This window comes from Limimaricola cinnabarinus (assembly GCF_047631075.1).
Taxonomy (GTDB): Bacteria; Pseudomonadota; Alphaproteobacteria; order Rhodobacterales; family Rhodobacteraceae; genus Limimaricola; species Limimaricola cinnabarinus.
Genome location: NZ_JBLHYX010000004.1, coordinates 174,128 through 195,939, shown reverse-complemented (window position 1 = coordinate 195,939; position 21,812 = coordinate 174,128). Strand labels below are relative to the sequence as shown.

Below are 21,812 nucleotides of genomic sequence, written 5' to 3'. Positions count from 1 at the left end.
CGGCTTCCTGCTCCTTGATCATCCCGATGATCTGCGCCTCGGTGAAGCGGCTCTTTCGCATCGTCTGCTCCTTTGCAATTGAGCAAACTCTACATCAGACTGAGGGATCTCGAGGGGGGCAGGTCACACCCATACGGCCGCCGCGCTGATCCGGGCGCATGTGACCGGACCGGTACGCGAGATGGTTGACCTGGGCTGCGGTGACGGCGTCGGTGCGCTGCGGCTCGCGCGCAGGCTCGGTCCGGTGAAAGATGCGCCGCATCTGGTGCTGCTCGACATGCAGCCCGTCGTGTCGCCCGAGACCCAAGCCGCGCTGGTCGCGCTGGGGTGGCGGGTCGATATCGTTGCCTCCGACGCCGAACGCTGGATCGCGGCGCAGGCAGAGCCGGCCGATCTGGTGGTTGCCAACCTGTTTTTGCACCATTTCGAAGGCGCGGCGCTTGAGTCGCTGCTTGATGCGACTGCCGCTCATGCGCGCCACCTCGTGGCGACGGAGCCACTGCGCACGCGCCTGTCCTATGCCGCCTCCCGCATGGTGGGGGTGATCGGGGCCAACGCGGTGACACGGCACGACGCACCCGCCAGCGTCAGGGCCGGGTTCCGGGATGACGAGCTGTCTCGGCTCTGGCCTGGGCAGGTGAAGTTCGAGGGCCGCAAGGGGCCGTTCGGCCATGGCTTTGCCGCCCTTGGGGTCGGTCATGACGCATGACGCCATCATCATCGGCGGCGGGCCGGGCGGCGCGTCGACGGCGATCGGATTGGCACGGGCGGGGCTGCGCGTGGCGCTGGTCGAACGCTCCGAGTTTCCGCGTCGCAAGGTCTGCGGCGAGTTCATGTCCGCGGCCAGCCGGCCCGTCCTCGAAGCCCTTGGTGTGGTCGAAGAATGGGACGCCGCGGCAGGGCCCGAGATCGGGCGGCTGGCGCTGTTCACGGGCGAGCGTGTGGTGACGGCGCCGATGCCCGTCTCTGCCGGGCGGGGGCGCGGGCTGGGACGCGACGTTCTCGATGACCTGCTCGTGGCGCAGGCTCGCCGCTGTGGCGTCGAGATCATGCAGCCCTGCCGCGCGACCGGGTTCGAACGGGATGCAGGTGGGCATCATGTGACGCTGGCCACCTCGCAGGGCACAGCCGCGTTGGCCGCACCGATCCTCGTCGCGGCGCATGGCTCGTGGGAACGCGGACCGCTCTTCACGCAGGCCCCAAAGATGCACGCGCCAAGCGATCTCCTCGGTTTCAAGGCGCATTTCCACGGCGGCACTCTCGCGGCCGACCTGATGCCGCTTCTGTCCTTTCCGGGGGGCTATGGCGGTATGGTGCGGGTCGATGGCGGGCGGTTGTCTCTGTCGTGCTGCATCCGGCGCGACACGCTCGAAGCGTTGCGGCGTCCGGGCGATACGGCGGGGGCCGCGCTGCAGGCGCATCTCGTCCGTTCGTGTCGCGGCATTCGCGAGGCGCTGGGCGGGGCCGTGCTCGATGGGCCATGGCTGGCGGCGGGGCCCATCCGCCCGGCGCTGCGGCCCTGCTACGCGGAGGGAATCTACCGCGTGGGCAACCTCGCGGGCGAGGCGCATCCGGTGATTGCCGAAGGAATTTCCATGGCGATCCAATCGGGCTGGCTGCTGTCGCGGATGCTGGGCGAGATCGACGTGCACGACGCGCAGGCGCGCGATGCCGCCGGGGCGCGCTATCAGGCGGCATGGCGGCGCCAGTTCTCAACCCGCATCCGTGCCGCCAATGCCTTCGCCAATCTCGCGATGCGGCCTGATCGATTTGCCGCGTTGGGCCGGGTCATCGCGGCGATGCCGGCGACACTCACGCTTGGTGCCCGGCTCAGCGGCAAGGTGAAGCCGTTGGGTTGAGCCCGCCGGGGCAGGGCCGCCTAGTGCCATGCGGAGGCTGCATGGCGGCAATGACTGGTATTCCGCGGGGTTCGCGGCCATTTCGGTGGTGCGGGCGACAGCGCTCGCAGTTGAGCCCAAGAGAGCCGAAGATGACCCAGATCGTTCGTTACACCCACCCCACCCCGTCCGAAATCGATGCCGTGATGCTCGAAGCCCGCCAGATGCGGTCCAAGATGGTTTCGGCCATGGCGCGTGGACTGCGCATGAAGCTGCGCGGTTTGTTCGCCGGCGGCAAGGCGACCGCCGCCGCCTGATCCCGGCTCAGCGGAGCGGCGCCGCGCCGCTCCGCTGCCGATGCAATGTCGCGCGTTGCACCTCGACACGGGGCCGAACCTTGGCCGCCGCCTCGGCCTTGACCGGACCAAAGCCGCGGATTTCCATCGGGGCCGACAGCAGTCCTACGCAAAGACCGGGTTCGCATGATCCGGCAGCCTCGGCACAATCCGACATCACCCCTTCGAACCAGCCGATCAATTCGCGCTCCATGCGCCGTTCTTCGGTGCGGCCGAAGGGATCAAACACGGTGCCTCTGAGCCGCTTCATCCGGGCAAGCCCCCCAAACACCGGGCGGATCCAGCGGCCGAAGCCATGCTTGCGCGGACGTCCGCGCGAATCGCGTCCCAATGGCAGAAGCGGCGGCGCGAGATGGTGCCTGAGCGTGAAGCCCTCCTCGAACTCGGCCGCGAGCCGGGCGTGGAACCCGGCATCGCCATGCAGCCGCGCGACCTCGTATTCGTCCTTGTAGGACATCAGCTTGAACAGCGAGATCGCGGCCAGCCGCGTCAGGGCTTCGGCCTCGGGCCGCGGCAGGTCGAGCGCGGTATGAAAGCCCGAGAGCCTGTCGCGGTAGCGCTGGGCCCATGCGGCGTCCTGATACTCGGTCAGGAATTCGGCGCGGCGCGATATCAGCCACTCAAGCGGCTCCGGCGCAGTGGGCGTCTGACCCAGAGCCTCTGTCAGAAGATCGGGCCGCGCCGCCATCAGCCGACCATAGGCCAGCGCCATGTGGTTCGTCTCGACCGCGACGCCGTTCAGCTCCACCGCCCGCTCCAGCGCGGCGAAGCCGACCGGCACGAGCCCGCTTTGCCATGCATGGCCCAGCATCATCACATTCGAGAACACCGCGTCGCCCAGAAGCGTCTCGGCGGCGGCATTGGCATCGAAGGCGTCGATCCGGTTCGCGCCGACGGCGGCCGCGATCGCGGCCTCGCGCGCATCGACGCGCAGATCGGCGTCGCGGTGCAGCACCAGATCGCCGGTGGGCATCTCGGCCCGGTTGAGCACGACACGCGTGCCACGCCGGTAGCACACGCTGGCCCTCGGCGAGGACGAGGCGACGATGTCGCAGGCGATCACAGCATCTGCCATGCCCGCCTCGACGCGGACCTGATGAATGTCTTCGGGGCTTCGGGCGAGGCGGATATAGCTCAGCACCGTACCGAACTTCTGTGCGAAACCGGTAAAGTCGAGCACGCTCGACCCCTTGCCCTCCAGATGCGCGGCCATGGTGATCAGCGCGCCCACGGTGACGACGCCGGTGCCGCCGACACCCGAGACCAGAAGCTCGTAGGGTGTCGAAAGATCGGTCAGAGCAGGCACCGGCAACTCGGCGGCCATGGTCCGCGCGTCCAGCCCCGCGCCCTCGCATTTTCTGCGCGTCGCGCTCTCGACGGTGACGAAGCTCGGGCAGAAGCCTTCGAGGCAGGAGAAATCCTTGTTGCAGCTCGAGAGGTTGATCTTCCGCTTGCGGCCGAACTCGGTCTCCTTCGGCTCGACGCTGAGGCAGTTCGAGGCAACCGAGCAGTCGCCGCAACCCTCGCAGACCAGCTCGTTGATGACGGCAAAGCGCTTGGGGTCCTCCAGCGTGCCGCGCTTGCGGCGGCGGCGCTTTTCGGTGGCACAGGTCTGCTCGTAGATCAGCACCGTGACGCCCGGGATCTCGCGCAGTTCGCGCTGGATCCGGTCGAGATCGCGGCGATGGTCGATGGTCGTGCCGACCGGGAAATCGGCGTGCTCGAACTTCAGCGGGTCGTCGGAGACCAGAGCGATCCGCTCGACCCCTTCGGCACGGCAGGACTGGGCGATGCCCTGCACGCTCACCGGGCCGTCCACCGGTTGGCCGCCGGTCATGGCGACGGCGTCATTGTAGAGGATCTTGTAGGTGATGTTGGCTTTCGCCGCGACCGACTGCCGGATCGCGAGGCTCCCGGAGTGATACCAAGTGCCTTCGCCCAGGTTCTGGAAGATGTGGCGGCCGCCATTGAACTTGGACGCTGCGACCCAGGGCACGCCTTCGCCGCCCATCTGTGCGTAGCCCAGCGTCTCGCGATCCATCCAGGACGCCATGACGTGGCAGCCGATGCCCGAATTCGCTTGGCTGCCCTGGGGCAGCTTGGTCGAAGTGTTGTGCGGACAACCCGAGCAGAAATAGGGCGTGCGGGTCGCGCCGGGGATCGACAGGATCGGGGGCGGCGTCTCGGTCAGCGCGCGCGCCTTGGCCGGAAACCCCTCCTCGGGAAACAGCTTGTCGAGCCGCTTGGCCAGCACCGGCAGCAGCACCTTGGGCGACAGCTCCCCTGTCCATGGCAACAGCGCATTGCCCGGCCCGTCGAACTTGCCGACCATGCGCTCGGGCTTGTGGCCGGGCCAGTCGTAGAAATATTCCTTGAGCTGGCTTTCGATGATGCCGCGCTTTTCCTCGACGACCAGCACCTCCTGCTTTTCCTGAACGAAGTCGAGCGCGGCCTTTCGCGCCAGAGGCCAGACCATGCCGACCTTGTAGATGTCGATCCCGAGACGGCGGCATTCGGCCTCATCGAGCCCGAGCAGCCGCAGCGCCTCCATCAGGTCGAGATGGCCCTTGCCGGTGCTGACGATGCCGAAGCGGGCATCCTCGATGCCGTATATCGCGCGGTCGATCGGGTTGGCCTCGGCAAAGGCCTGCACGGCGGCGAGCTTGTGCTGCATCCGCGCCTCGATCTCGGGGCTGGGCAGGTCCGACAGCCGCACATGCAGCCCACCTTGGGGTGCCAGATAGTCGGGCTGCCTAAAATCGCGCGGCGGCGACAGCTCGACCGACTGGCCGCTCTCCACCGTCTCGGAAATCGCCTTGAAGCCGACCCAAGCGCCGGAAAAGCGCGACAGCGCGAAGCCCCATTCGCCGAAGGGGAGGTATTCGGCGACCGAGGCCGGGTTCAGCACCGGCATGAACCACGCCATGAAGGCGACGTCGGACTGGTGCGACATCGAGGACGACACGCAGCCATGATCGTCGCCCGCCACCACCAGCACCCCGCCCTTGGGCGATGAACCATAGGCGTTGCCATGCTTGAGCGCGTCGCCCGAACGATCGACGCCCGGCCCCTTGCCGTACCACATGGAAAACACGCCCTCGACCTCGGCACGGGGATCGAGCGCGACCTGCTGAGCGCCGAGCACGGCAGTGGCGCCAAGATCCTCGTTCACGGCGGGCAGGAACTCGATCCGGTGCTCTTCGAGCTGCATCTTGCCGCGCCACATCTCCATGTCGAGCGCGCCCAAGGGCGAGCCGCGATAGCCCGAGACAAAACCGGCGGTGGTCAGCCCTGCCGCCCTGTCGCGGCGAGACTGGTCGAGCATGATCCGCACCAGCGCCTGCGTGCCGGTTAGGAACACGCGGCCTTGGGTCTGCCTGTAGCGATCCTCCAGCGCATAGGCGGCGAGCGTCCCGGACGGTTGGGCGGGCTGCGGGGCGGCGTCCTGCTGTGTGATATCGCGGACCATCACCATGTCCTTTGCTCCTTGGCCACCAGTGTCAGCACGTCGTATTGCGCCACCACCTCGGCATCCTCGCGCAGCACGGTGCAGTCCCAGCGCACCTCGCCGTAATCGTCGATCTCGCGTGGATTGATCTGCTTGGCGGTGAGCTGGGCGCGCAAGCTGTCGCCTGCGTTGACCGGGGTCATGAAGCGCAAATTGTCGACGCCGTAGTTCGCTAGCACCGGACCCTCGTCGGGCTGCACGAAGAGCCCGGCGGCGAAGGAGACGATCAGGTAGCCATGTGCGACGCGGCCCTCGAAGAACGGGTTCCGCCGGGCAGCGGCCTCGTCCATGTGGGCGTAGAAGCTGTCGCCGGTGAAATTGGCGAAATGCTCGATATCCTCGAGCGTCACCTTGCGGGTCTTGGTGACGATGGTGTCGCCGATCTCCAGCTCGGCGAGCGACTTGCGGAACGGGTGGATGTCGGTCTCGCGGCGGCTCGCGCCGGGCATCCACTGGCCGATCACGGCCGTCAGTTGGTCGGGCGTGCCCTGCAGGGCGGTGCGCTGCATGAAGTGCTTCACCGCGCGCATGCCGCCCAACTCCTCGCCACCACCGGCGCGGCCCGGCCCGCCATGCACCATCTGGGGCAGGGGGGAGCCATGGCCGGTCGAGGTCTTGGCCGAGCGCCGGTTGCCGAACAGCACCCGGCCATGCAGCTTGGCGATGCCGCGCCCGAGGGACTTCGCGACCTCCGCATCGTCGGTGAAGACCGAGGCCACCAGCGAACCCGAGCCGCGATTGGCGATCTCGATTGCCTCGTCGAGGCTGTCATAGGGCATCAGCGTGCAGACCGGGCCGAAGGCCTCGATCTCGTGCGGGGCCTTCGCGGTCAGCGGCGCGTCGCAGACCAGCACGCAAGGAGACATGAAGGCGCCTTTCTCCGGCACCGGACCCGGCGCGATCACGATGCGTGCCTCGGCCCCGATCGCCTCGACGGCGCGGCGAACTTCTTCGACCTGATCGATCGAGGCCAGCGTACCCATGCGGGTGGCCGCATCGCCGGGATGCCCGATCACGGTTTTCTCGATCCGTGCCCGCAGCGCCTCGATTGCCGGTTCGATCAGCGCGCGCGGCAGGATGGCGCGGCGAATCGCGGTGCACTTCTGGCCCGCCTTGGCGGTCATTTCTCGATGCACTTCCTTGATGAACAGTCCGAATTCAGGGCTGTCTGGCGTGGCGTCTTGACCAAGGATGCAGGCGTTCAGACTGTCGGCCTCGGCGGTAAAGCGCACCGCGTTCTCGATGATCGCAGGCGTGTGGCGCAGCTTGCGCGCGGTCGTGGCGGAGCCGGTGAAGGTCACCACGTCCTGACAGGTCACGCGGTCCAACAGGTCGCCGGTGCGACCGCAGATCAATTGCAGCGCGCCCTCGGGCAGCTTACCGGTCTCAAGGATCAACCGCACGCAGGCCTCGGTGAGATAGGAGGTCTGGCTTGCGGGCTTCACGATGGCGGGCATGCCCGCGAGCCATGTCGGCGAGAGCTTCTCCAGCATCCCCCAGACCGGAAAGTTGAAGGCGTTGATGTGGATCGCCACCCCCTCCAGCGGCATCAGGATGTGCTGACCGATGAAGCTGCCATCCTTCGACAGGATCTCCGGCGCGCCATCGGGAACGACATGGGCATTGGGCAGCTCGCGCCGGCCCTTGGAGGCGTAGGAGAGCATCGTGCCGATGCCACCCTCGATATCGATCCAGCCATCCGAACGGGTCGCCCCCGTGGCGGTGGAGATCGCGTAAAGCTCCTCCTTGCGCTCCATCAGCGCCAAACCGATCCGCTTCATAATCATCGCGCGCTGATGCGTCGTCATCTCGCGCAGGGCGGGGCCGCCGACCTCGCGGCCATGGCGCAGCATCTCGCCCATGTCGATGCCAGTGGCGTCGACGCGGGCCACTGGATCACCGGTCGCGGCATCGGCCACGACCTGACCCTCGCCGGTGCCGGCCTGCCAGCGGCCCGCGACATAGCTTTCAAGGTGGCGCGGCTCGGTGGGGATGGCGTCCCGCATCTCTCAGTGTCCTTCGTATTCGATGACGATCTCATCCGACAGCGGCAGGCACTGGCAGGTCAGCACCAGACCGTCCGCCACCTCGTTGTCCTCGAGAGCGTAGTTCTGCATCATCTCGACCGCGCCCGACTTCACCCGGCCGATGCAGGTCGAACAGACCCCCGCCTTGCAGGAGAAGGGCGCGTCGATCTCGTGTTCGCGCGCTGCCTCCAGCACCGATTGACCGGTGCGCGGCATGGTGAAGCTGCGCGACACGCCGTCGAGGATCACGGTCGCGCTGATCATCTCGCCGCTCTCGCGCGCGGCCTGGGCGGCCTTGCGCATCTTGGCGCGTCCGGGCTGCGCCGCGCCGAACAGTTCGAACTTGATGCGGTCCTTCGGCATGCCCGCTTCCTCAAGCGCGCGCGCCACGTCCTTCATCATTGCCTCGGGGCCGCAGATGAAGGCCATCTCGGCCTCTGGGCTCACCCATGACCCGAACAGCGCATGGCATTTCTCGGCGTCGATCCTGCCCGAGAACAGCTCGATCTCCTGCGCCTCGCCGGAAAAGACATGCACGACATTCAGCCGGTCGAGATAGCGGTCCTTGAGATCGCCGATCTCGCGCTTGAACATCACCGATGACAGCTGCCGGTTGCCATAGACCAGCGTGAAGCGGGCGCGGTCCGAGCCCGCGAGGATGCTCTTGGCGATCGACAGAACCGGGGTGATGCCCGATCCGGCGGCGAAGCCGAGATAATGCCTTTCACCAGCGTCCTCGGGGGCGGCGAAGCGGCCCTGCGGCGGCAGCGCGTCGAGCGTGTCGCCAACCTTCAGTCCGTGCTTGGCAAAGCTCGAAAACGCCCCGCCTTCGACCTTCTTGATGCCGACCCGCAGCCCTTCCTCTGGCGCGGCGCAGATCGAGTAGGAGCGGCGCAGTTCCTCACCTTCGAATTCGCGGCGGAAGGTGAGGTACTGGCCGGCGCGGAAACGGAATTTCTCGCAATCGCCTTGGGCGGGGGCGAGCGAGACCACCACCGCGTCGCGGGTGTCGTGATCGATGCCGGTGACGGTCAGCGGATGAAACTCTTGCATCAGATCGCCTTGAAGTAATCAAAGGGCTCGCGGCAGTCGCGGCAGCGGAACTGCGCCTTGCAGGGGGTGGAGCCGCGCGCCGCGATGGCCTCGGTGTTTTTCGACCCGCAAAGCGGGCAGGCGGCGCTCTGAGCCGACAGCATGCCCGCACAGTTGACCGCGTTCAGCTGTGGCGGTGCGATGCCGTAATCGAGCAGCTTCCGCCGGCCCTCGGGGCTGATCCAGTCGGTCGACCATGGCGGCGACATGCGGCGGCGCACCTCCACCTTGTCGATGCCGCGGTCATGCAGCGCGGTTTCGATATCAAGCGCGATCACCAGCGTCGCGGGGCAGCCTGCATAGGTCGGCGTAACGTCGACGACCAACGTCTCATCCTCCCAGCCGACACCGCGAACGATGCCGAGGTCGACGACCGAGATCGCCGGGATCTCGGGGTCGGGCACCTTGCCCAGCCAGCCACGCACGGTGTCGGGATCGGGGCGCATCGCACTTACCAGCGCGCGTCGGGGAAGCTGCGCGGGACCTGCTGCATCTCGGCCAGAATGTAGCCCATGGTCTCGGTGTGGATGCCGGTGCGGCCACCGGTGCGGGCGTGACCGTTGCCGGGGATCGCCAGCGTCGCGCGGTCCAGCGTTACGGCAGTTTCGGCCTCGAAAGCGCATGCCACGCGGTCGAGCGGGGGCAGCATGCCGATCCCGACGAGCGCCTGCTCGACGGCGTCGGTTGCCATTAGGTCGGCGGCATAGGGCCAGAGCGCATCAAGCGCGCCCTGCATCATCGCGTGGCTTTCCTCCGAGCCGTCGCCCAGCCGCACGATCAGATCGCGCGAGCGGTCGATGTGATAGCGCACTTCCTTGACCGACTTCTGCGCCAGTTCGCGGATCGCCTGATGGCCGCTCTCGCACAGCGTCTCCTGCATCGGCAGGTGCCACGCATCGAACAGGTATTGCCGCATCAGCGCGTGGGCGAAGTCGACATCGGGCCGCTCCACCAGCTGCGCGTTGAGGAACTGCCGCTCGGTGCGGAAGAAGGCGAGGTCGTCAGGCGTGCGGCCTTGTCCCTCGGCTTGGGCGGCGATCTTGTACCACAGCTGGGTCTGGCCGATCAGGTCGAGGCCCATATTGGCGAAGGCGATGTCCTCTTCCAGCACCGGCGCGTGGCCGCACCACGCCGCCGTCTGCTGTCCGAGGATCAGCGTCGTGTCGCCCATGCGCAGGCAGAAGGTGACGAGCGGGTCCATCACATCGCCCCCACGTCGTCGGGAATCTCGAAGAAACTCGGGTGGCGATAGACCTTTGATTTCGGCGCGGCAAAGTTCTGCTCGGCCATGTCGGGATCGAAGGCGGTGATCTTGTTCGATTCCACCACCCAAATGCTCATGCCCTCGTTGCGACGCGTATAGACGTCACGCGCGTTCCTGAGCGCCATCTCGGCGTCGGGCGCGTGCAGCGAGCCGACATGCCGATGCGACAGCCCGTGCTGGCCGCGAATGAAGATTTCCCACAGAGGCCATTCCTTGCTCATGCCGCCCCCTCCGCCACCATGTTCCGTCGTTTCTCGGCATGGGCAGTCAGCCCGTCGCGATACCACGCGCCGTCGTCCCATGCCTTGTTGCGCGCCGCCAACCGGTCGCGGTTGCATGGGCCGTTGCCCCTGAGCACCTCGTGAAACTCGGACCAGTCCGGCTCTCCGAAATCATGGCCGCCCTTCTCTTCGTTCCAAGCGAGGTCCGGGTCGGGCACTTTGAGGCCCAGCCACGCGGCCTGTGGCACGGTCTGGTCGACGAATTTCTGGCGCAGTTCGTCATTGGTGTTCTGCTTGATGCCCCACTTCATCGACTGCTCGGAATGCACCGAGTCCTTGTCGGAGGGGCCGAACATCATCAGCGAAGGCCACCACCAGCGATCGAGCGCGTCCTGCGCCATCGCCTTCTGGTCATCGGTGCCCTGGCACAGCTGGCGCATGATATCGAAGCCCTGCCGCTGGTGGAAGCTCTCTTCCTTGCACACCCGGATCATTGCACGGGAATAGGGGCCGTAGGAGCAACGTTGCAGCGGCACCTGGTTCATGATCGCGGCGCCATCCACGAGCCAGCCGACGGCACCGATATCGGCCCAGGTCAGGGTCGGGTAGTTGAAGATCGAAGAGTACTTGGCCTTGCCCGACAAGAGCTGCGCCGTCATCTCGTCGCGGCTGATGCCGAGCGTCTCGGCGGCGCAGTAGAGGTAGAGACCATGGCCCGCCTCGTCTTGCACCTTGGCGAGCAGGATCGCCTTGCGCTGAAGGCTCGGCGCGCGGGTGATCCAGTAGCCCTCGGGCAGCTGGCCCACGATCTCGGAATGGGCGTGCTGGCTGAGCTGGCGGATCAGCGTCTTGCGATAACCCTCGGGCATCCAGTCATTCGCCTCGATCCGCACGCCGCGATCGATCTTCTCCTGAAACTCCCGGTCCTTCTCCGAAGCTTCGGCGGCCCCGGTCTCGACAAGCTGTGCATACATGTCGGATCTCCTGCGGCGGCTACGGTCCATCCCGCACACGAAGCACGGGGCTTCTTGGAAGGTGTGACATATTAAGGGGCACATTTCAAGATACGCTTGCTATAATAGGTGATGCTTCACCGCAGGCCTGTCCTGTCAGGTCTGCGAAACAGGTCAGTCGTAGGAGAGATCTGCGATGCGCCGGGCGATCCGTGTCGGATCGGCCCGCAGCGGTCCGTCGCGATCGATGAAATCACGTAACACGGCGGCATCGGCGCCGGGGGTGAGATGCAAATAGAGCCGTGCGAACAGCGCGCGCACCTCCGGCCCCTGCCAGTCGTCCGGCAGCAGGCCCAAGGGCAGGGCCGGGTCCGACAGCGCGATGTCGCGGTAGACATGAACCAGAAGAAGCCGCAGGCCCAGCGCCTCCTCGGGGCTGCAAGCAAGCCTTTCCAAGGGCGCGAAGCCTTCCATGAAATGCCGCATCCGTTCGGCCAGCGCATCAAGCGGCCATGCGGCGCGGGCCATCTCGCTGAGATCGTCCCCGGTTGTCGCGCGAAAATGCGGCGCGCCCAAAGGGGGCAGGCCATCGCCCCGGTCGGGCAGGATCGCGAGGTAGGGCTCTGCCATGCCGAAGCGCAGCCGGGTGAGCCGCGTCACCAGCGCCTCGCGTCCCGGCCCCTGCGGCAGCGTCACGAGGTGCCAGCCCCTGAGCGGCTCGACGCGCGGGCGGCGATAGATCAGCCGCGCCGCGCGCTGAAATTCGTCCTCGGCGGCAGGTGTGAGGCGGTAGAAGCTGCGGCGTCCGTCCTTCACCCCCTCGATCCGCTCGGCCGCCACCAGGCGCGAGACGGCGGTGCGGACCCTGCTTTCGCTCAGCCCCACGGCGGCGCAGGCGGTGATGATGTTGCCCATCCAGATCTCGCCGCCCCGCGGGGCCACCACATCACCATAGAGTGTGACGATGAAGGCTCCGGCGCTGACCGGGTTGGCGGCGACGGCTCGATCGAGAAGGTCAGGCGACATGTCGGCTCCGGATGATGCGCAAGGGGCGGTGTACTGCCCTCGGGTCAAAGGCACAATTCACCGGGCGAAACCGGCGCATGCCCCGGCACGACCGAGAAGCGGCCCCGGCGCGGACGTGCCGTGTCCTGCGCCGAACCCGATGGCTCCATGCGCCGAAGGCGCGCGTAGGGGCCTCGGCACCGGTCATCCGCGACGCGGCACCACGATCCGCGAGGTGCCGCGAAAGCTGGCGATCAGGGTCCCGTCCTCGCGCCGCACCGCCACGTCGTAGAGCCCCGAGCGTCCGGCTCGCGTCACCTCGGTCCCGGTCCCGATCAGCAGGTCTCCAAGCCGCCCCGGCGCGTGGTAGACGATGTCACACTGAACGCCGACGGCCTGATAGTCATAGCTGTTGGCAGCGAAGGCAAAGACGCTGTCGGCGAAGGCGAAGGTCAGGCCGCCATGCAGCGTGCCATGGCCGTTCACCATGTCCTCGCGCACCCGCATCGTCATGACGGCCCGGCCGGGGCCGACCTCCACAAGGGCCATTCCCATCGCCTTGCTGGCCGTGTCTTCGGCCCACATCTCTGCGGTGCGCTTCTCGGCCTGCGCCTGCGCGTCGGGGATCCGTTCCACCCCGCCGCTCAAGGCAGTTCTCCGGCGCGGCACGGAATGCCCTTTTGTGTCGCGGGGGCTGTGCTCATGATCCGAGGTTCTGGGGCGAGATGTTCGCTCATGACCTCTCCCTGAAATATCGAATGCCCGACAAAAGGGCCACGCATTCTATGGCTTTCCTCAAGAATTGTGCGGCATGGAGGTGCGGCTGGGGCTGGCACGGGGTGGCCGATCGCCGACCCCGGCAAAGAAGCGCCGCGGTGTCTGCCCCGGCTGCGTCAAGGGCATCACTCTGCTCTCCTTTCGCACGCCTCAGCCTGCCGGTGCCTCGGCCGATGGTTTGCCGTCCCCTTCGGGAAAGAAGCAGGCCGATTTCTGCGTCGCCCCGTCGAGCAGGGGACGCGCGGCGCGGCACTTGTCCTGCGCCTTCCAGCAGCGCGGCGCGAAGGCGCAGCCCGGTGGCACCGCCAGCGGCGACGGCAATTCGCCCTGAAGCTTGATGCGTTCCTTGCTGGCCTCGGGATCGGCGCGCGGCGTCGCCGACAAGAGCGCCTTGGTGTAGGGGTGCTGCGGGTTGTCGAAGATCATGTCCTTCGGGCCCGTCTCCACCGCCCGGCCCAGATACATCACCGTCACGTCGTCGGCGACATGACGCACCACCGACAGGTCGTGGCTGATGAAGAGATAGGCCAGCTGCATCCGCTCCTGCAGGTCGATCAGCAGGTTCAGCACCGAGGACTGGATCGACACGTCGAGCGCCGAGACCGGCTCGTCGAGCACCAGCACCTCGGGCTCGAGCATCAACGCCCGGCCGATGGCGATGCGCTGGCGCTGTCCGCCCGAGAACATGTGCGGGTAGCGGTCGAAATGCTCGGGGCGCAGGCCCACGAGGCGCAGCATCTCGCGTGCCTTGGCCTCGCGCTCGGATTTCGGCATCGAGGCGCGGTTGATGAGCAGCGGCTCCATCAGGATCTGCCCGATCCGCTGGCGCGGGTTGAGCGAGCCGTAGGGGTCCTGGAATACGATCTGCACCTTGGACCGCAGGCCTTTCCAAGCGTCCGGCGTGGCGTCGGTGCCCGAGATCGACAGCTCGCCGCGCGTCGGCTCCTCGATCAGGGTCACGACGCGGGCCAGCGTGGACTTGCCGCAACCGGATTCGCCCACCACGGCCAAGGTACGGCCGGGGCTCAATTCGAAGTCGAGATCCGACAGCGCGCGCACGGTCTTCGGCTTGCTGAACAGCCCGCCGCCCACCTCGTAGTGGCGAGTCAGCCCGCGCGCGGTGACGACGGGGCCGGTCTTGGTAGTCGGGGCGTCGGTGGTCACGGCACTCACGAGGCAAGCCTTTCGTCGGTGTTGAGCGGGTAGTGGCAGCGCGCGAGGCCGAGATCCGGCCCGCGCGGTGCGGGGGGCACCTTGCGGCAATGGTCGTCCGCATAGGGACAGCGCGGCGAGAAAAGGCAGCCCTGCGGCCGGTCGAACTGCCCCGGCACCACACCGGGGATGGTGGGGAGCCGCTTGTCGGTCGCGCGCTCGGGCAGGGCGGCCAGAAGCGCCGAGGTGTAGGGGTGATGCGGCGACCGGAACAGCGGGCGCACCGGTTGCTCCTCGACCTTTTGGCCCGCGTAATGCACCGAGACGCGCTGCGCCGTTTCCGCAACCACGCCCATGTCGTGAGTGATCAGCACCAGCCCCATGCCGGTTTCGTCGCGCAGCCGTACCAGCAGATCAAGGATCTGGGCCTGGATCGTCACGTCGAGCGCGGTGGTCGGTTCGTCGGCGATCAGCAGCTTGGGGCTGCACGAGATCGCCATGGCGATCATCACCCGCTGGTTCATGCCGCCCGACATCTGGTGCGGAAAGGCTTTCAACCGCTGTTCGGGGTCGGGGATGCCGACCAACTCAAAAAGCTCCAGCGCCCGCGCCTGTGCGGCGCGACGGTCCATCCCGAGATGGATGCGCAGCGCCTCGCGGATCTGGAAGCCCACGGTGAAGCAGGGGTTGAGCGAGGACATGGGCTCTTGGAAGATCATCGCCAGATCCTTGCCGACGATCTTGCGGCGGGCGCGGGCCGACATCTTCGACAAGTCGTGCCCGTCGAAGACCATCTCGTCGGCCGTCACCTTGGCGGTCCAGGGCAGCAACCCCATCAGCGCCAGCATCGACACCGACTTGCCCGATCCGCTTTCGCCGACGATGGCGAGAACGTCGCCCTTGTCCACGTCGAGATCGACTTGGTCGACGGCGCGGAACCGACCGCCGGTGGTCGCGAACTCGACCGAGAGGTTGCGCAGTCTCAGAAGGCTCATGAGATCAGCTCCGCTTCAGTTTCGGGTCGAGCGCGTCGCGCAGACCGTCGCCCATCAGGTTGATGGCGAGCACGGTGATCAGGATCGCGAGGCCGGGGAGGGTAACCACCCACCACGCACGCAGGATGAACTCGCGCGCTTCGGCCAGCATGGTGCCCCATTCCGGGGTCGGCGGCTGCGCGCCCATGCCGAGAAAGCCCAAGGCAGCGGCGTCGAGGATCGCGGTCGAGAAGCTGAGTGCAGCCTGCACGATGATCGGCGCGAGGCAGTTGGGCAGCACCGTGACGAACATCAACCGCCACAGCCCGGCACCCGCAACGCGGGCCGAAGTGACGTAATCCTTGCCCAGCTCGCCGATAACGCTGGCGCGGGTGAGGCGCACGTAATGCGGCTGCAGCACGATCGCGATGGCGATCATCGCATTGGTGAGCGACGGCCCAAGGATCGCCACCAGAACCAGCGCCAGCAAAAGCGACGGGAAGGCGAGGATGATGTCCATCAGCCGCATGATCAGCGCGTCGAGCCATTTCGGAGAGAAACCCGCCAGAAGACCCAAAAGGATGCCGCCCGACGCCGCGACGACGACCACGACGATGCCGACGAAGAACGAATACCGCGCGCCGTTCAAGAGCCGTGAGAGCATGTCGCGACCTAGCGGATCGGTGCCCAGCGGGAAGCTCCAGTTGCCGCCCTCCTGCCAGACCGGCGGGATCAGCGCGAATTCGCGGAACTGCTGGGTGGGGTCGTGCGGTGCGATCCACGGCGCGGTGGCGGCAACGATCACGAAGACGACGAAAATCCAGAACCCGAACACGGCACCGCGGTTTTCGCGAAAATAGAACCAGAACTCGCGCAGGCGACCGGGGCGCTGCTCGACCTGGGTTTCCACCTCTTTGGAGAGTGCGTGGTCCATCAGCGCTTCCTGATCTTGGGGTTGATGAGGCCGTAGAGCAGGTCGACGGTCAGGTTCACCACCATCACCATCACGGCGATGAGCAGCAGCCCGCCCTGCACGACCGGGTAGTCGCGGCGGAAGATCGAATCGACCATCCACTTGCCGATGCCCGGCCATGAAAAGATCGTCTCGGTGAGGATCGCGCCCGCGAGCAGCGTGCCGACCGAAAGGCCGATCACGGTGATGACGGGAATGAGCGCGTTGCGGAGCGCGTGGATGCCGTTGATCCGGCCCGGCGGCAGGCCCTTGGCACGCGCCGTGCGGATGTAGTCTTCACCAAGGACTTCCAGCATCGCCGAACGGGTCTGTCGCGCGATCACCGCGAGCGGGATGGTCCCGAGAACGATGGTCGGCAGGATCAGGTGTCGCACGGCGGAGGTGAAGGCGCCGCTCTGGCCCGACAGCAGGCTGTCGATCAGCATGAAGCCGGTGGTGTCGGGAAAGTAGTAAAGCAGGTCGATCCGACCCGAGACCGGGGTCCAGCCGAGATTGCCCGAAAACACGATGATCAGCAAAAGCGCCCACCAGAAGATCGGCATCGAGTAGCCGATAAGGGCGGTGGACATCAGCGCACGGTCATAGAACTTGCCACGGTTCATCGCGGCGATGACACCCGCCGGAAGGCCAAGGGCCACCGCGAAGATCATCGCACAGATCGACAGTTCCAGCGTTGCCGGGAACAGGGCGAAAAACTCGTCCCACACGGGCCGCTTGGTGACATAGCTGGTGCCGAGGTCGCCTTGCAGAACGCCGGTCAGATATTCCCAGTACTGTACGAGGACGGGGCGGTCGAAGCCGAACTGGATCACCAGCTCGTCATAACGCTCCTGCGACATGCCGCGTTCGCCCGCCATGACGATGATCGGATCGCCCGGCAGCACGCGGATGAAGGCGAACGAGATGAGGGTCACGCCGATGAAGGTCGGCAGGAAGGTCGCGAAGCGCAACAGCACGTAGCGCAGCATCTAGCGGCCCGCCTTGCAGTGGCCCCGGCGCGCGGACGCGACGGGGCTGATGAATGAGAGGATGACCATGCCGGTTCGGGTCTCCTGTTGCTGGTGCATCTGGGCGTCGGTCGGGGCGATCGAGGTCGAGGAAGGGAGGCATTCCAGCGCGGGAACGCCCCCGCAGTGGGCCAAATAGCACAAGGATCACGAAACTGTCGAGTTATCGTGATCCTTGACGCGGGGCCCGGTCCAGCCTGCGCCCCGGCCCCCGGCACGGTCAAGCGACAGGCCCCAAAGACGCGTAGGGCCCGGAGCCATGACAGCCCCGGACCCCGGAGTTCAGCGCAAGCGGATTACTCCGCGATGCTCACATCGTGGAAGATGTGGCCGCCCAGCGGGTGCACCACATAACCTTCGACCTCTTCGCGCATCGGCATCGACACGACCGAATGGGCGATGGTGGCCCAGGGCGCCTGCTCCTTGAACACCATCTGCGCCTGCTCGTAGAGCGCCGCGCGCTCTTCCTGCGTGGTCTTGGTCTTGGCGTCCTGGATCAGCGCCTCGAACTCCTCGTTGCACCACTGGGCACGGTTCGAGCCGCCGACGCCGTCACAGCCGAGCAGCACGGCGAGGAAGTTGTCCGGATCGCCGTTGTCGCCGGTCCAGCCGAGCAGCACCGCGCCGTCGCGATCGACCTCCTTGGAGCGCTCGAGATACTCGCCCCACTCGTAGGAGACGATTTCGACATCGACGCCGATCTCGGACATGTCCTCTTGGATCAATTCGGCCATGCGCCGCGCGTTCGGGTTGTAGGGGCGCTGCACCGGCATCGCCCAGATCTTCATCGACAGGTCGGTGACGCCGGCCTCTTCGAGCATTGCCTTGGCGGCTTCGGGATCATGCTGATCGTCTTCGACCGCGTCGTTGTAGGACCACATGGTCGGTGGGATCGGGTTCTTGGCGACCGAGCCCGAGCCCTGGAACACCACGTCGAGGATCGCCTGCTTGTCGATCGCCATGTTGAGGGCGCGGCGCACCTCGGGCTGGTCGAACGGCGCCTGCTGGGTGTTGTAGGCAAGGTAGCCGACATTGAGGCCCTCTTGCTCCATCACCTCGATGCCCTCGGCCTCCTTCATCGCGGCGATGTCGGCGGGGTTGGGATAGGGCATGACGTGGCACTCGCCCGCCTGCAGCTTCTGGTAGCGCACGCTCGCGTCGGGCGTGATCGCGAAGATCAGGTTCTCGACCTTGGCAGGCTCGCCCCAATAGTCGTCGAAGCGCGCGAAGCGGATCACCGCGTCCTTCTGGTAGGCGACGAAGCTGAACGGTCCGGTGCCGATCGGCTGCTGGTTCAGCATTTCGGGGTTGTCCTTGACGCTCTCGGCGTATTCGGCCGAAAGGATCGAGGCGAAGTCCATCGCCATGTTGGCGATGAAGGGCGCCTCGGGACGGGTCAGCGTGAACTTGACGGTGTAGTCGTCGATCTTCTCGATGCTCTCGACGAGATCGGGCATCGACATGCCTTGGTAATATTCCCAGGTGCCGCCGGAGGCCTTGTTGAAGGGGTGGTTCTCGTCGCCCTGACGCTCGAACGAGAAGATCACGTCATCGGCGTTGAAGTCGCGGGTCGGCGTGAACTGGTCGTTGGAGTGGAATTTCACGCCCTGACGCAGGTTGAAGGTGATCTCAGTGCCGTCCTCGGACACGTCCCAGCTCTCGGCGAGGCCGGGCACCACTTCGGTGGTGCCTGTCTTGAACTCGGTGAGGTGGTTGTAGACCGTGTGCGACGAGGCGTCGAAGGTGGTGCCGGAGGTATAAAGCGCGGGGTCGAAGCCCTCGGGGCTGCCTTCCGAGCAATAGACGAGGTTCTGCGCTTGCGCGGCGCCCGCGAGGGCAAGGGTGGCCGCGCCTGCGGCGAGCCATGTCTTCATCTTCATGTTGTTCTCCCTGACTGCCCGGCCATTCCGGCACACGAGGTGACGGCAGGCCGATGCGTTGTGACGGCAGGTTGTCCCAGCGGGCCACGTCAGGCAAGACCCTGCGTCCCTCTGACCCGGCGGAAACGCGACGGATCGTCCTCATTGCCCGCCATGTCCGGGCCGTCTTGCGGCTGCGGGGCCGCGCGGGCATGGTCGCGCCAGTTTTCCCGGACCCGGACTCATGGCCACCCGATCGCCCCTTCGTCGCACCGCCCCCTCCAATGCGGATGCGCCACCCGTCGCCGCGCGGGCCGAGCCGCTGCTCGGCGCGGCGCTGGTCGCCATGACGATCTTCGTCACGCTCAAGGATTGGGCCCCATCAAGCGGCGCGGGCCTGTGGGCCGCTTGGAGCGTGCCCCCGGTGATGGCGCTGCTGGCATGGCGGTTGCGCGGGCGCAGGCTGGGTTTCGTGGTGGTGGCGCTCGCCGTCACTGCGGCGCTCCGGGCGCAGGGCGGCGACTGGACGGCGCGCGTGCTGGCTGGGCTCGGCTCGGCGGCTTTCATCGGCGGGTTCTTCGTCGCGCTGGCGACGTTGCGCTCTGCGGCCGAGACCTCGCCTGCGATCCGCGCCTGCGGCCGTTATCTGGCGGGGCAGCCGCCCGGTCGGCGCTACCTTGCGCTGACGCTGGGCGGGCAGGCCTTCTCGGTGCTCTTGAACTACGGCTCCATCGCGCTTTTGGGCAGTCTCTCGGTCGCCAGTTCGGCCCGCGAGAGCGACCCGGAAATTCGGTTCCACCGCACGCGGCGGATGCTGCTGGCGATCCAGCGCGGCTTCGTGTCGGTGCTGCCATGGTCGCCGCTGTCGTTCTCGGTGGCAATCACCGGCGCGCTTTTGCCCGCCGCGCCCTACAAGGCCACGGTCCTGCCCGCCCTCGTCACCGGGCTCATCGTCGCCGGCACGGGCTGGGCCATGGACCAGATCTTCAAGCCCAAGCTCACCCATACTCCGCTGCGCCACACCCCGGAGGGCGGGCCGGGCGCGGTGTTGCCGCTGTTGTTGCTGCTGGCGCTTCTCGGCGTGCCGGTCTGGCTTCTGCACGTGGTGTTCGAGGTGCGCGTGGTCGGCGCGGTGCTTCTGGTGGTGCCGCTGCTGGCGCTGGGCTGGCTGGTGCTGCAGGAGGGCGCGCGCGGTGCCGTCGGACGGGCGGGGCATTACGCCGCCCGGGAGCTGCCGCGCTACCGTCCCGAGCTGACGCTGCTGATGATGGCGGGCTATATCGGCACGACCGGGGCGGGGCTGCTGGCACCGCATGTGGCCGAGTTCGCGCCGCTGATCGAGGCGCTGCCCGGGCCGCTGATCCTCGGACTGCTGGTCTGGTTCATCCCCGTCACCGGCCAGCTCGGCATGAACCCGATCCTGAGCGTGACCCTGCTGTTTCCGCTCCTGCCCGCACCCGAGGCGATGGGGGTGAGCCCGGTGGCGCTTTTCGTCGCGATCACCGCCGGCTGGGCGCTGTCGGGCATCACGTCGCCCTTCACGGCGACGACGCTGCTCACCGGCAATTTCGCCGGCAAGAGTGCGCTGCATATCGGGCTGAAATGGAACGGTGCCTATGCGCTGGTCACCGGTACGCTGCTCACGCTTTGGGCGGTGGGCTTCGGATTGTGGTCCTGAACGCGCGATCTGGAACTTCTCGTTCCGCCCCTGTATGAGGCAACCCCAACCGGCTGACGCAAGGTGAGGCACATGTTCGAGACACGCATCATGCGCGAGGAACTCGCGCGGCACTACGACCTCGCACCATCGCTGGAGTCCGCCGAACGGCAGGCCCATCTCTATGCGCGCATGAACAAGGTGCTGAGCCCCGTCGACTGGGCGACCTACGCGCCCTATGTCGAGGCGATCAACACGCTCAAGCGCGAGCGTGACGCGGTGATCCTCGCGCATAACTACATGACGCCCGAGATCTATCATGGCATCGCCGATGTGGTGGGGGACAGCCTGCAACTCGCCATCGAGGCCACCCGCGTCGAGGCGCAGGTGATCGTGCAATGCGGCGTGCACTTCATGGCCGAGACCTCGAAGATCCTGAACCCGGCCAAGATCGTGCTGATGCCCGACATGAACGCGGGCTGTTCGCTGGCCGAAAGCATCACCGCCGAGGGCATCGCCGAGATGCGCCGCCAATACCCGGGCGCGCCGGTGGTGAGCTATGTCAACACCACGGCGGAGGTGAAGGCCGCCTCCGACATCTGCTGCACCTCGGCCAACGCGCTGCAGATCGTCGAGGCGATGGAGAGCGATACGGTCATAATGACCCCTGACCAGCACCTCGCGCGCAACGTGGCCAAGGACAGCACCAAGCGCATCGTCTGGTGGGAGGGCAGCTGCATCGTCCACGAGCAGTACACCGCCGAGGAGATGCGCGCCTACCGCGCCGCCGATCCGGAGGTGAAGATCATCGCCCACCCTGAATGCACGACCGAAGTGACGGCCGAGGCGGATTTCACCGGCTCGACCAGCGGCATCATCGACTGGATCGACCGCGAGCGGCCCAAGAAGGCGCTTCTGGTCACCGAATGCTCGATGGCCTCGAACATCACCGACGCCTTCCCGGACGTGGCGTTCCAGAAGCCGTGCAACATGTGCCCCTACATGAAGATGATCAGCCTCGAAAAGGTTCTGTGGTCGCTGCACAGCATGTCGCCCGAGGTGATCGTGCCCGAAAAGATCGCGGTGCCGGCGCGCCGCGCCGTGGAACGGATGATCGAGCTGTCGCGCAGCCTCGCCAAGGCCTGATGT

General features: G+C 66.7%; 19 protein-coding genes. 5 read left to right on the top strand and 14 right to left on the bottom strand.

Annotated features, from left to right (window positions below):
• Positions 1–181: 181 nt before the first annotated feature.
• From ACJASC_RS05425 to ACJASC_RS05415, 3 genes are all read left to right on the top strand, one after another.
• Positions 182–709, top strand: coding sequence for a methyltransferase domain-containing protein (locus tag ACJASC_RS05425; RefSeq protein ID WP_415144194.1), 528 nt, complete (start codon positions 182–184; stop codon positions 707–709).
• Entirely contained in the window at positions 699–1,859 is a 1,161-nt protein-coding gene (locus tag ACJASC_RS05420) for an NAD(P)/FAD-dependent oxidoreductase (RefSeq protein WP_415144192.1), read from the top strand. Before ACJASC_RS05425 ends, ACJASC_RS05420 begins: the two co-directional genes overlap by 11 nt.
• A gap of 131 nt (positions 1,860–1,990) precedes the next feature.
• Positions 1,991–2,155 carry an RSP_7527 family protein gene (locus ACJASC_RS05415; RefSeq protein ID WP_415144190.1) on the top strand — a complete coding sequence of 55 codons (165 nt, stop codon included), beginning with the start codon at positions 1,991–1,993 and terminating at the stop codon, positions 2,153–2,155.
• Positions 2,156–2,162: 7 nt separating this feature from the next.
• Here ACJASC_RS05415 and ACJASC_RS05410 read toward each other — a convergent pair whose 3' ends face one another.
• From ACJASC_RS05410 to ACJASC_RS05345, 14 genes are all read right to left on the bottom strand, one after another.
• Positions 2,163–5,663 (bottom strand): indolepyruvate ferredoxin oxidoreductase family protein, encoded by a 3,501-nt coding sequence (locus ACJASC_RS05410; protein WP_415144188.1) that lies wholly within the window; start codon positions 5,661–5,663, stop codon positions 2,163–2,165.
• Positions 5,663–7,708, bottom strand: coding sequence for a phenylacetic acid degradation bifunctional protein PaaZ (paaZ, locus tag ACJASC_RS05405; protein ID WP_415144186.1), 2,046 nt, complete (start codon positions 7,706–7,708; stop codon positions 5,663–5,665). The genes ACJASC_RS05410 and paaZ overlap by 1 nt, the downstream gene beginning before the upstream one ends.
• A gap of 3 nt (positions 7,709–7,711) precedes the next feature.
• A complete protein-coding gene (locus tag ACJASC_RS05400; RefSeq protein WP_415144184.1) occupies positions 7,712–8,782 on the bottom strand; it encodes a 2Fe-2S iron-sulfur cluster-binding protein in 1,071 nt (356 codons plus the stop codon).
• The gene (gene paaD / locus ACJASC_RS05395; RefSeq protein WP_415144182.1) at positions 8,782–9,267 is read right to left on the bottom strand and encodes a 1,2-phenylacetyl-CoA epoxidase subunit PaaD; all 486 of its coding nucleotides are present in this window, start codon (positions 9,265–9,267) and stop codon (positions 8,782–8,784) included. Before paaD ends, ACJASC_RS05400 begins: the two co-directional genes overlap by 1 nt.
• Positions 9,268–9,272: 5 nt before the next feature.
• Positions 9,273–10,022: a 1,2-phenylacetyl-CoA epoxidase subunit PaaC gene (gene paaC, locus ACJASC_RS05390; protein WP_415144180.1), complete on the bottom strand. Its 750-nt coding sequence runs from the start codon at positions 10,020–10,022 to the stop codon at positions 9,273–9,275.
• Positions 10,022–10,306 carry a 1,2-phenylacetyl-CoA epoxidase subunit PaaB gene (gene paaB / locus ACJASC_RS05385; protein WP_415144178.1) on the bottom strand — a complete coding sequence of 95 codons (285 nt, stop codon included), beginning with the start codon at positions 10,304–10,306 and terminating at the stop codon, positions 10,022–10,024. Before paaB ends, paaC begins: the two co-directional genes overlap by 1 nt.
• A complete protein-coding gene (paaA, locus tag ACJASC_RS05380) occupies positions 10,303–11,280 on the bottom strand; it encodes a 1,2-phenylacetyl-CoA epoxidase subunit PaaA (RefSeq protein ID WP_415144176.1) in 978 nt (325 codons plus the stop codon). Before paaA ends, paaB begins: the two co-directional genes overlap by 4 nt.
• Positions 11,281–11,433: 153 nt before the next feature.
• Positions 11,434–12,285, bottom strand: coding sequence for a PaaX family transcriptional regulator (locus ACJASC_RS05375; protein WP_415144174.1), 852 nt, complete (start codon positions 12,283–12,285; stop codon positions 11,434–11,436).
• Positions 12,286–12,468: 183 nt separating this feature from the next.
• On the bottom strand, positions 12,469–12,912 hold the full coding sequence (gene paaI, locus ACJASC_RS05370; protein WP_415144172.1) for a hydroxyphenylacetyl-CoA thioesterase PaaI: 444 nt from the start codon (positions 12,910–12,912) through the stop codon (positions 12,469–12,471).
• 279 nt (positions 12,913–13,191) lie between these two features.
• Complete coding sequence (locus tag ACJASC_RS05365; RefSeq protein WP_415144170.1) at positions 13,192–14,214, bottom strand: dipeptide ABC transporter ATP-binding protein; 1,023 nt, start codon at positions 14,212–14,214, stop codon at positions 13,192–13,194.
• On the bottom strand, positions 14,211–15,188 hold the full coding sequence (locus tag ACJASC_RS05360) for an ABC transporter ATP-binding protein (RefSeq protein ID WP_021692511.1): 978 nt from the start codon (positions 15,186–15,188) through the stop codon (positions 14,211–14,213). Before ACJASC_RS05360 ends, ACJASC_RS05365 begins: the two co-directional genes overlap by 4 nt.
• Before the next feature lie 4 nt (positions 15,189–15,192).
• Complete coding sequence (locus ACJASC_RS05355; RefSeq protein WP_415144167.1) at positions 15,193–16,101, bottom strand: ABC transporter permease subunit; 909 nt, start codon at positions 16,099–16,101, stop codon at positions 15,193–15,195.
• Positions 16,101–17,108, bottom strand: coding sequence for an ABC transporter permease subunit (locus tag ACJASC_RS05350; RefSeq protein ID WP_415144165.1), 1,008 nt, complete (start codon positions 17,106–17,108; stop codon positions 16,101–16,103). The genes ACJASC_RS05355 and ACJASC_RS05350 overlap by 1 nt, the downstream gene beginning before the upstream one ends.
• A 335-nt stretch (positions 17,109–17,443) precedes the next feature.
• A complete protein-coding gene (locus ACJASC_RS05345) occupies positions 17,444–19,027 on the bottom strand; it encodes an ABC transporter substrate-binding protein (protein ID WP_415144163.1) in 1,584 nt (527 codons plus the stop codon).
• 223 nt (positions 19,028–19,250) lie between these two features.
• Between ACJASC_RS05345 and ACJASC_RS05340 the strand changes: the two genes are divergently transcribed.
• Positions 19,251–20,684 (top strand): hypothetical protein, encoded by a 1,434-nt coding sequence (locus tag ACJASC_RS05340; RefSeq protein WP_415144161.1) that lies wholly within the window; start codon positions 19,251–19,253, stop codon positions 20,682–20,684.
• Between the two features lie 72 nt (positions 20,685–20,756).
• Positions 20,757–21,809 (top strand): quinolinate synthase NadA, encoded by a 1,053-nt coding sequence (gene nadA, locus ACJASC_RS05335; RefSeq protein WP_415144159.1) that lies wholly within the window; start codon positions 20,757–20,759, stop codon positions 21,807–21,809.
• The last annotated feature ends 3 nt before the right edge of the window (positions 21,810–21,812 follow it).

What these genes read in the sequence shown, in the direction of transcription:
- paaA (WP_415144176.1), bottom strand. Translation starts at nt 11,280, where the DNA reads ATGTATGCACAGCTTGTCGAGACCGGGGCCGCCGAAGCTTCGGAGAAG.
- ACJASC_RS05410 (WP_415144188.1), bottom strand. Translation starts at nt 5,663, where the DNA reads ATGGTCCGCGATATCACACAGCAGGACGCCGCCCCGCAGCCCGCCCAA.
- ACJASC_RS05345 (WP_415144163.1), bottom strand. Translation starts at nt 19,027, where the DNA reads ATGAAGATGAAGACATGGCTCGCCGCAGGCGCGGCCACCCTTGCCCTC.
- ACJASC_RS05340 (WP_415144161.1), top strand. Translation starts at nt 19,251, where the DNA reads ATGGCCACCCGATCGCCCCTTCGTCGCACCGCCCCCTCCAATGCGGAT.
- paaZ (WP_415144186.1), bottom strand. Translation starts at nt 7,708, where the DNA reads ATGCGGGACGCCATCCCCACCGAGCCGCGCCACCTTGAAAGCTATGTC.
- ACJASC_RS05360 (WP_021692511.1), bottom strand. Translation starts at nt 15,188, where the DNA reads ATGAGCCTTCTGAGACTGCGCAACCTCTCGGTCGAGTTCGCGACCACC.
- ACJASC_RS05375 (WP_415144174.1), bottom strand. Translation starts at nt 12,285, where the DNA reads ATGTCGCCTGACCTTCTCGATCGAGCCGTCGCCGCCAACCCGGTCAGC.
- paaD (WP_415144182.1), bottom strand. Translation starts at nt 9,267, where the DNA reads ATGCGCCCCGATCCCGACACCGTGCGTGGCTGGCTGGGCAAGGTGCCC.
- ACJASC_RS05355 (WP_415144167.1), bottom strand. Translation starts at nt 16,101, where the DNA reads ATGGACCACGCACTCTCCAAAGAGGTGGAAACCCAGGTCGAGCAGCGC.
- ACJASC_RS05420 (WP_415144192.1), top strand. Translation starts at nt 699, where the DNA reads ATGACGCATGACGCCATCATCATCGGCGGCGGGCCGGGCGGCGCGTCG.
- paaB (WP_415144178.1), bottom strand. Translation starts at nt 10,306, where the DNA reads ATGAGCAAGGAATGGCCTCTGTGGGAAATCTTCATTCGCGGCCAGCAC.
- ACJASC_RS05425 (WP_415144194.1), top strand. Translation starts at nt 182, where the DNA reads ATGGTTGACCTGGGCTGCGGTGACGGCGTCGGTGCGCTGCGGCTCGCG.
- nadA (WP_415144159.1), top strand. Translation starts at nt 20,757, where the DNA reads ATGTTCGAGACACGCATCATGCGCGAGGAACTCGCGCGGCACTACGAC.
- ACJASC_RS05350 (WP_415144165.1), bottom strand. Translation starts at nt 17,108, where the DNA reads ATGCTGCGCTACGTGCTGTTGCGCTTCGCGACCTTCCTGCCGACCTTC.
- ACJASC_RS05415 (WP_415144190.1), top strand. Translation starts at nt 1,991, where the DNA reads ATGACCCAGATCGTTCGTTACACCCACCCCACCCCGTCCGAAATCGAT.
- ACJASC_RS05400 (WP_415144184.1), bottom strand. Translation starts at nt 8,782, where the DNA reads ATGCAAGAGTTTCATCCGCTGACCGTCACCGGCATCGATCACGACACC.
- paaC (WP_415144180.1), bottom strand. Translation starts at nt 10,022, where the DNA reads ATGGACCCGCTCGTCACCTTCTGCCTGCGCATGGGCGACACGACGCTG.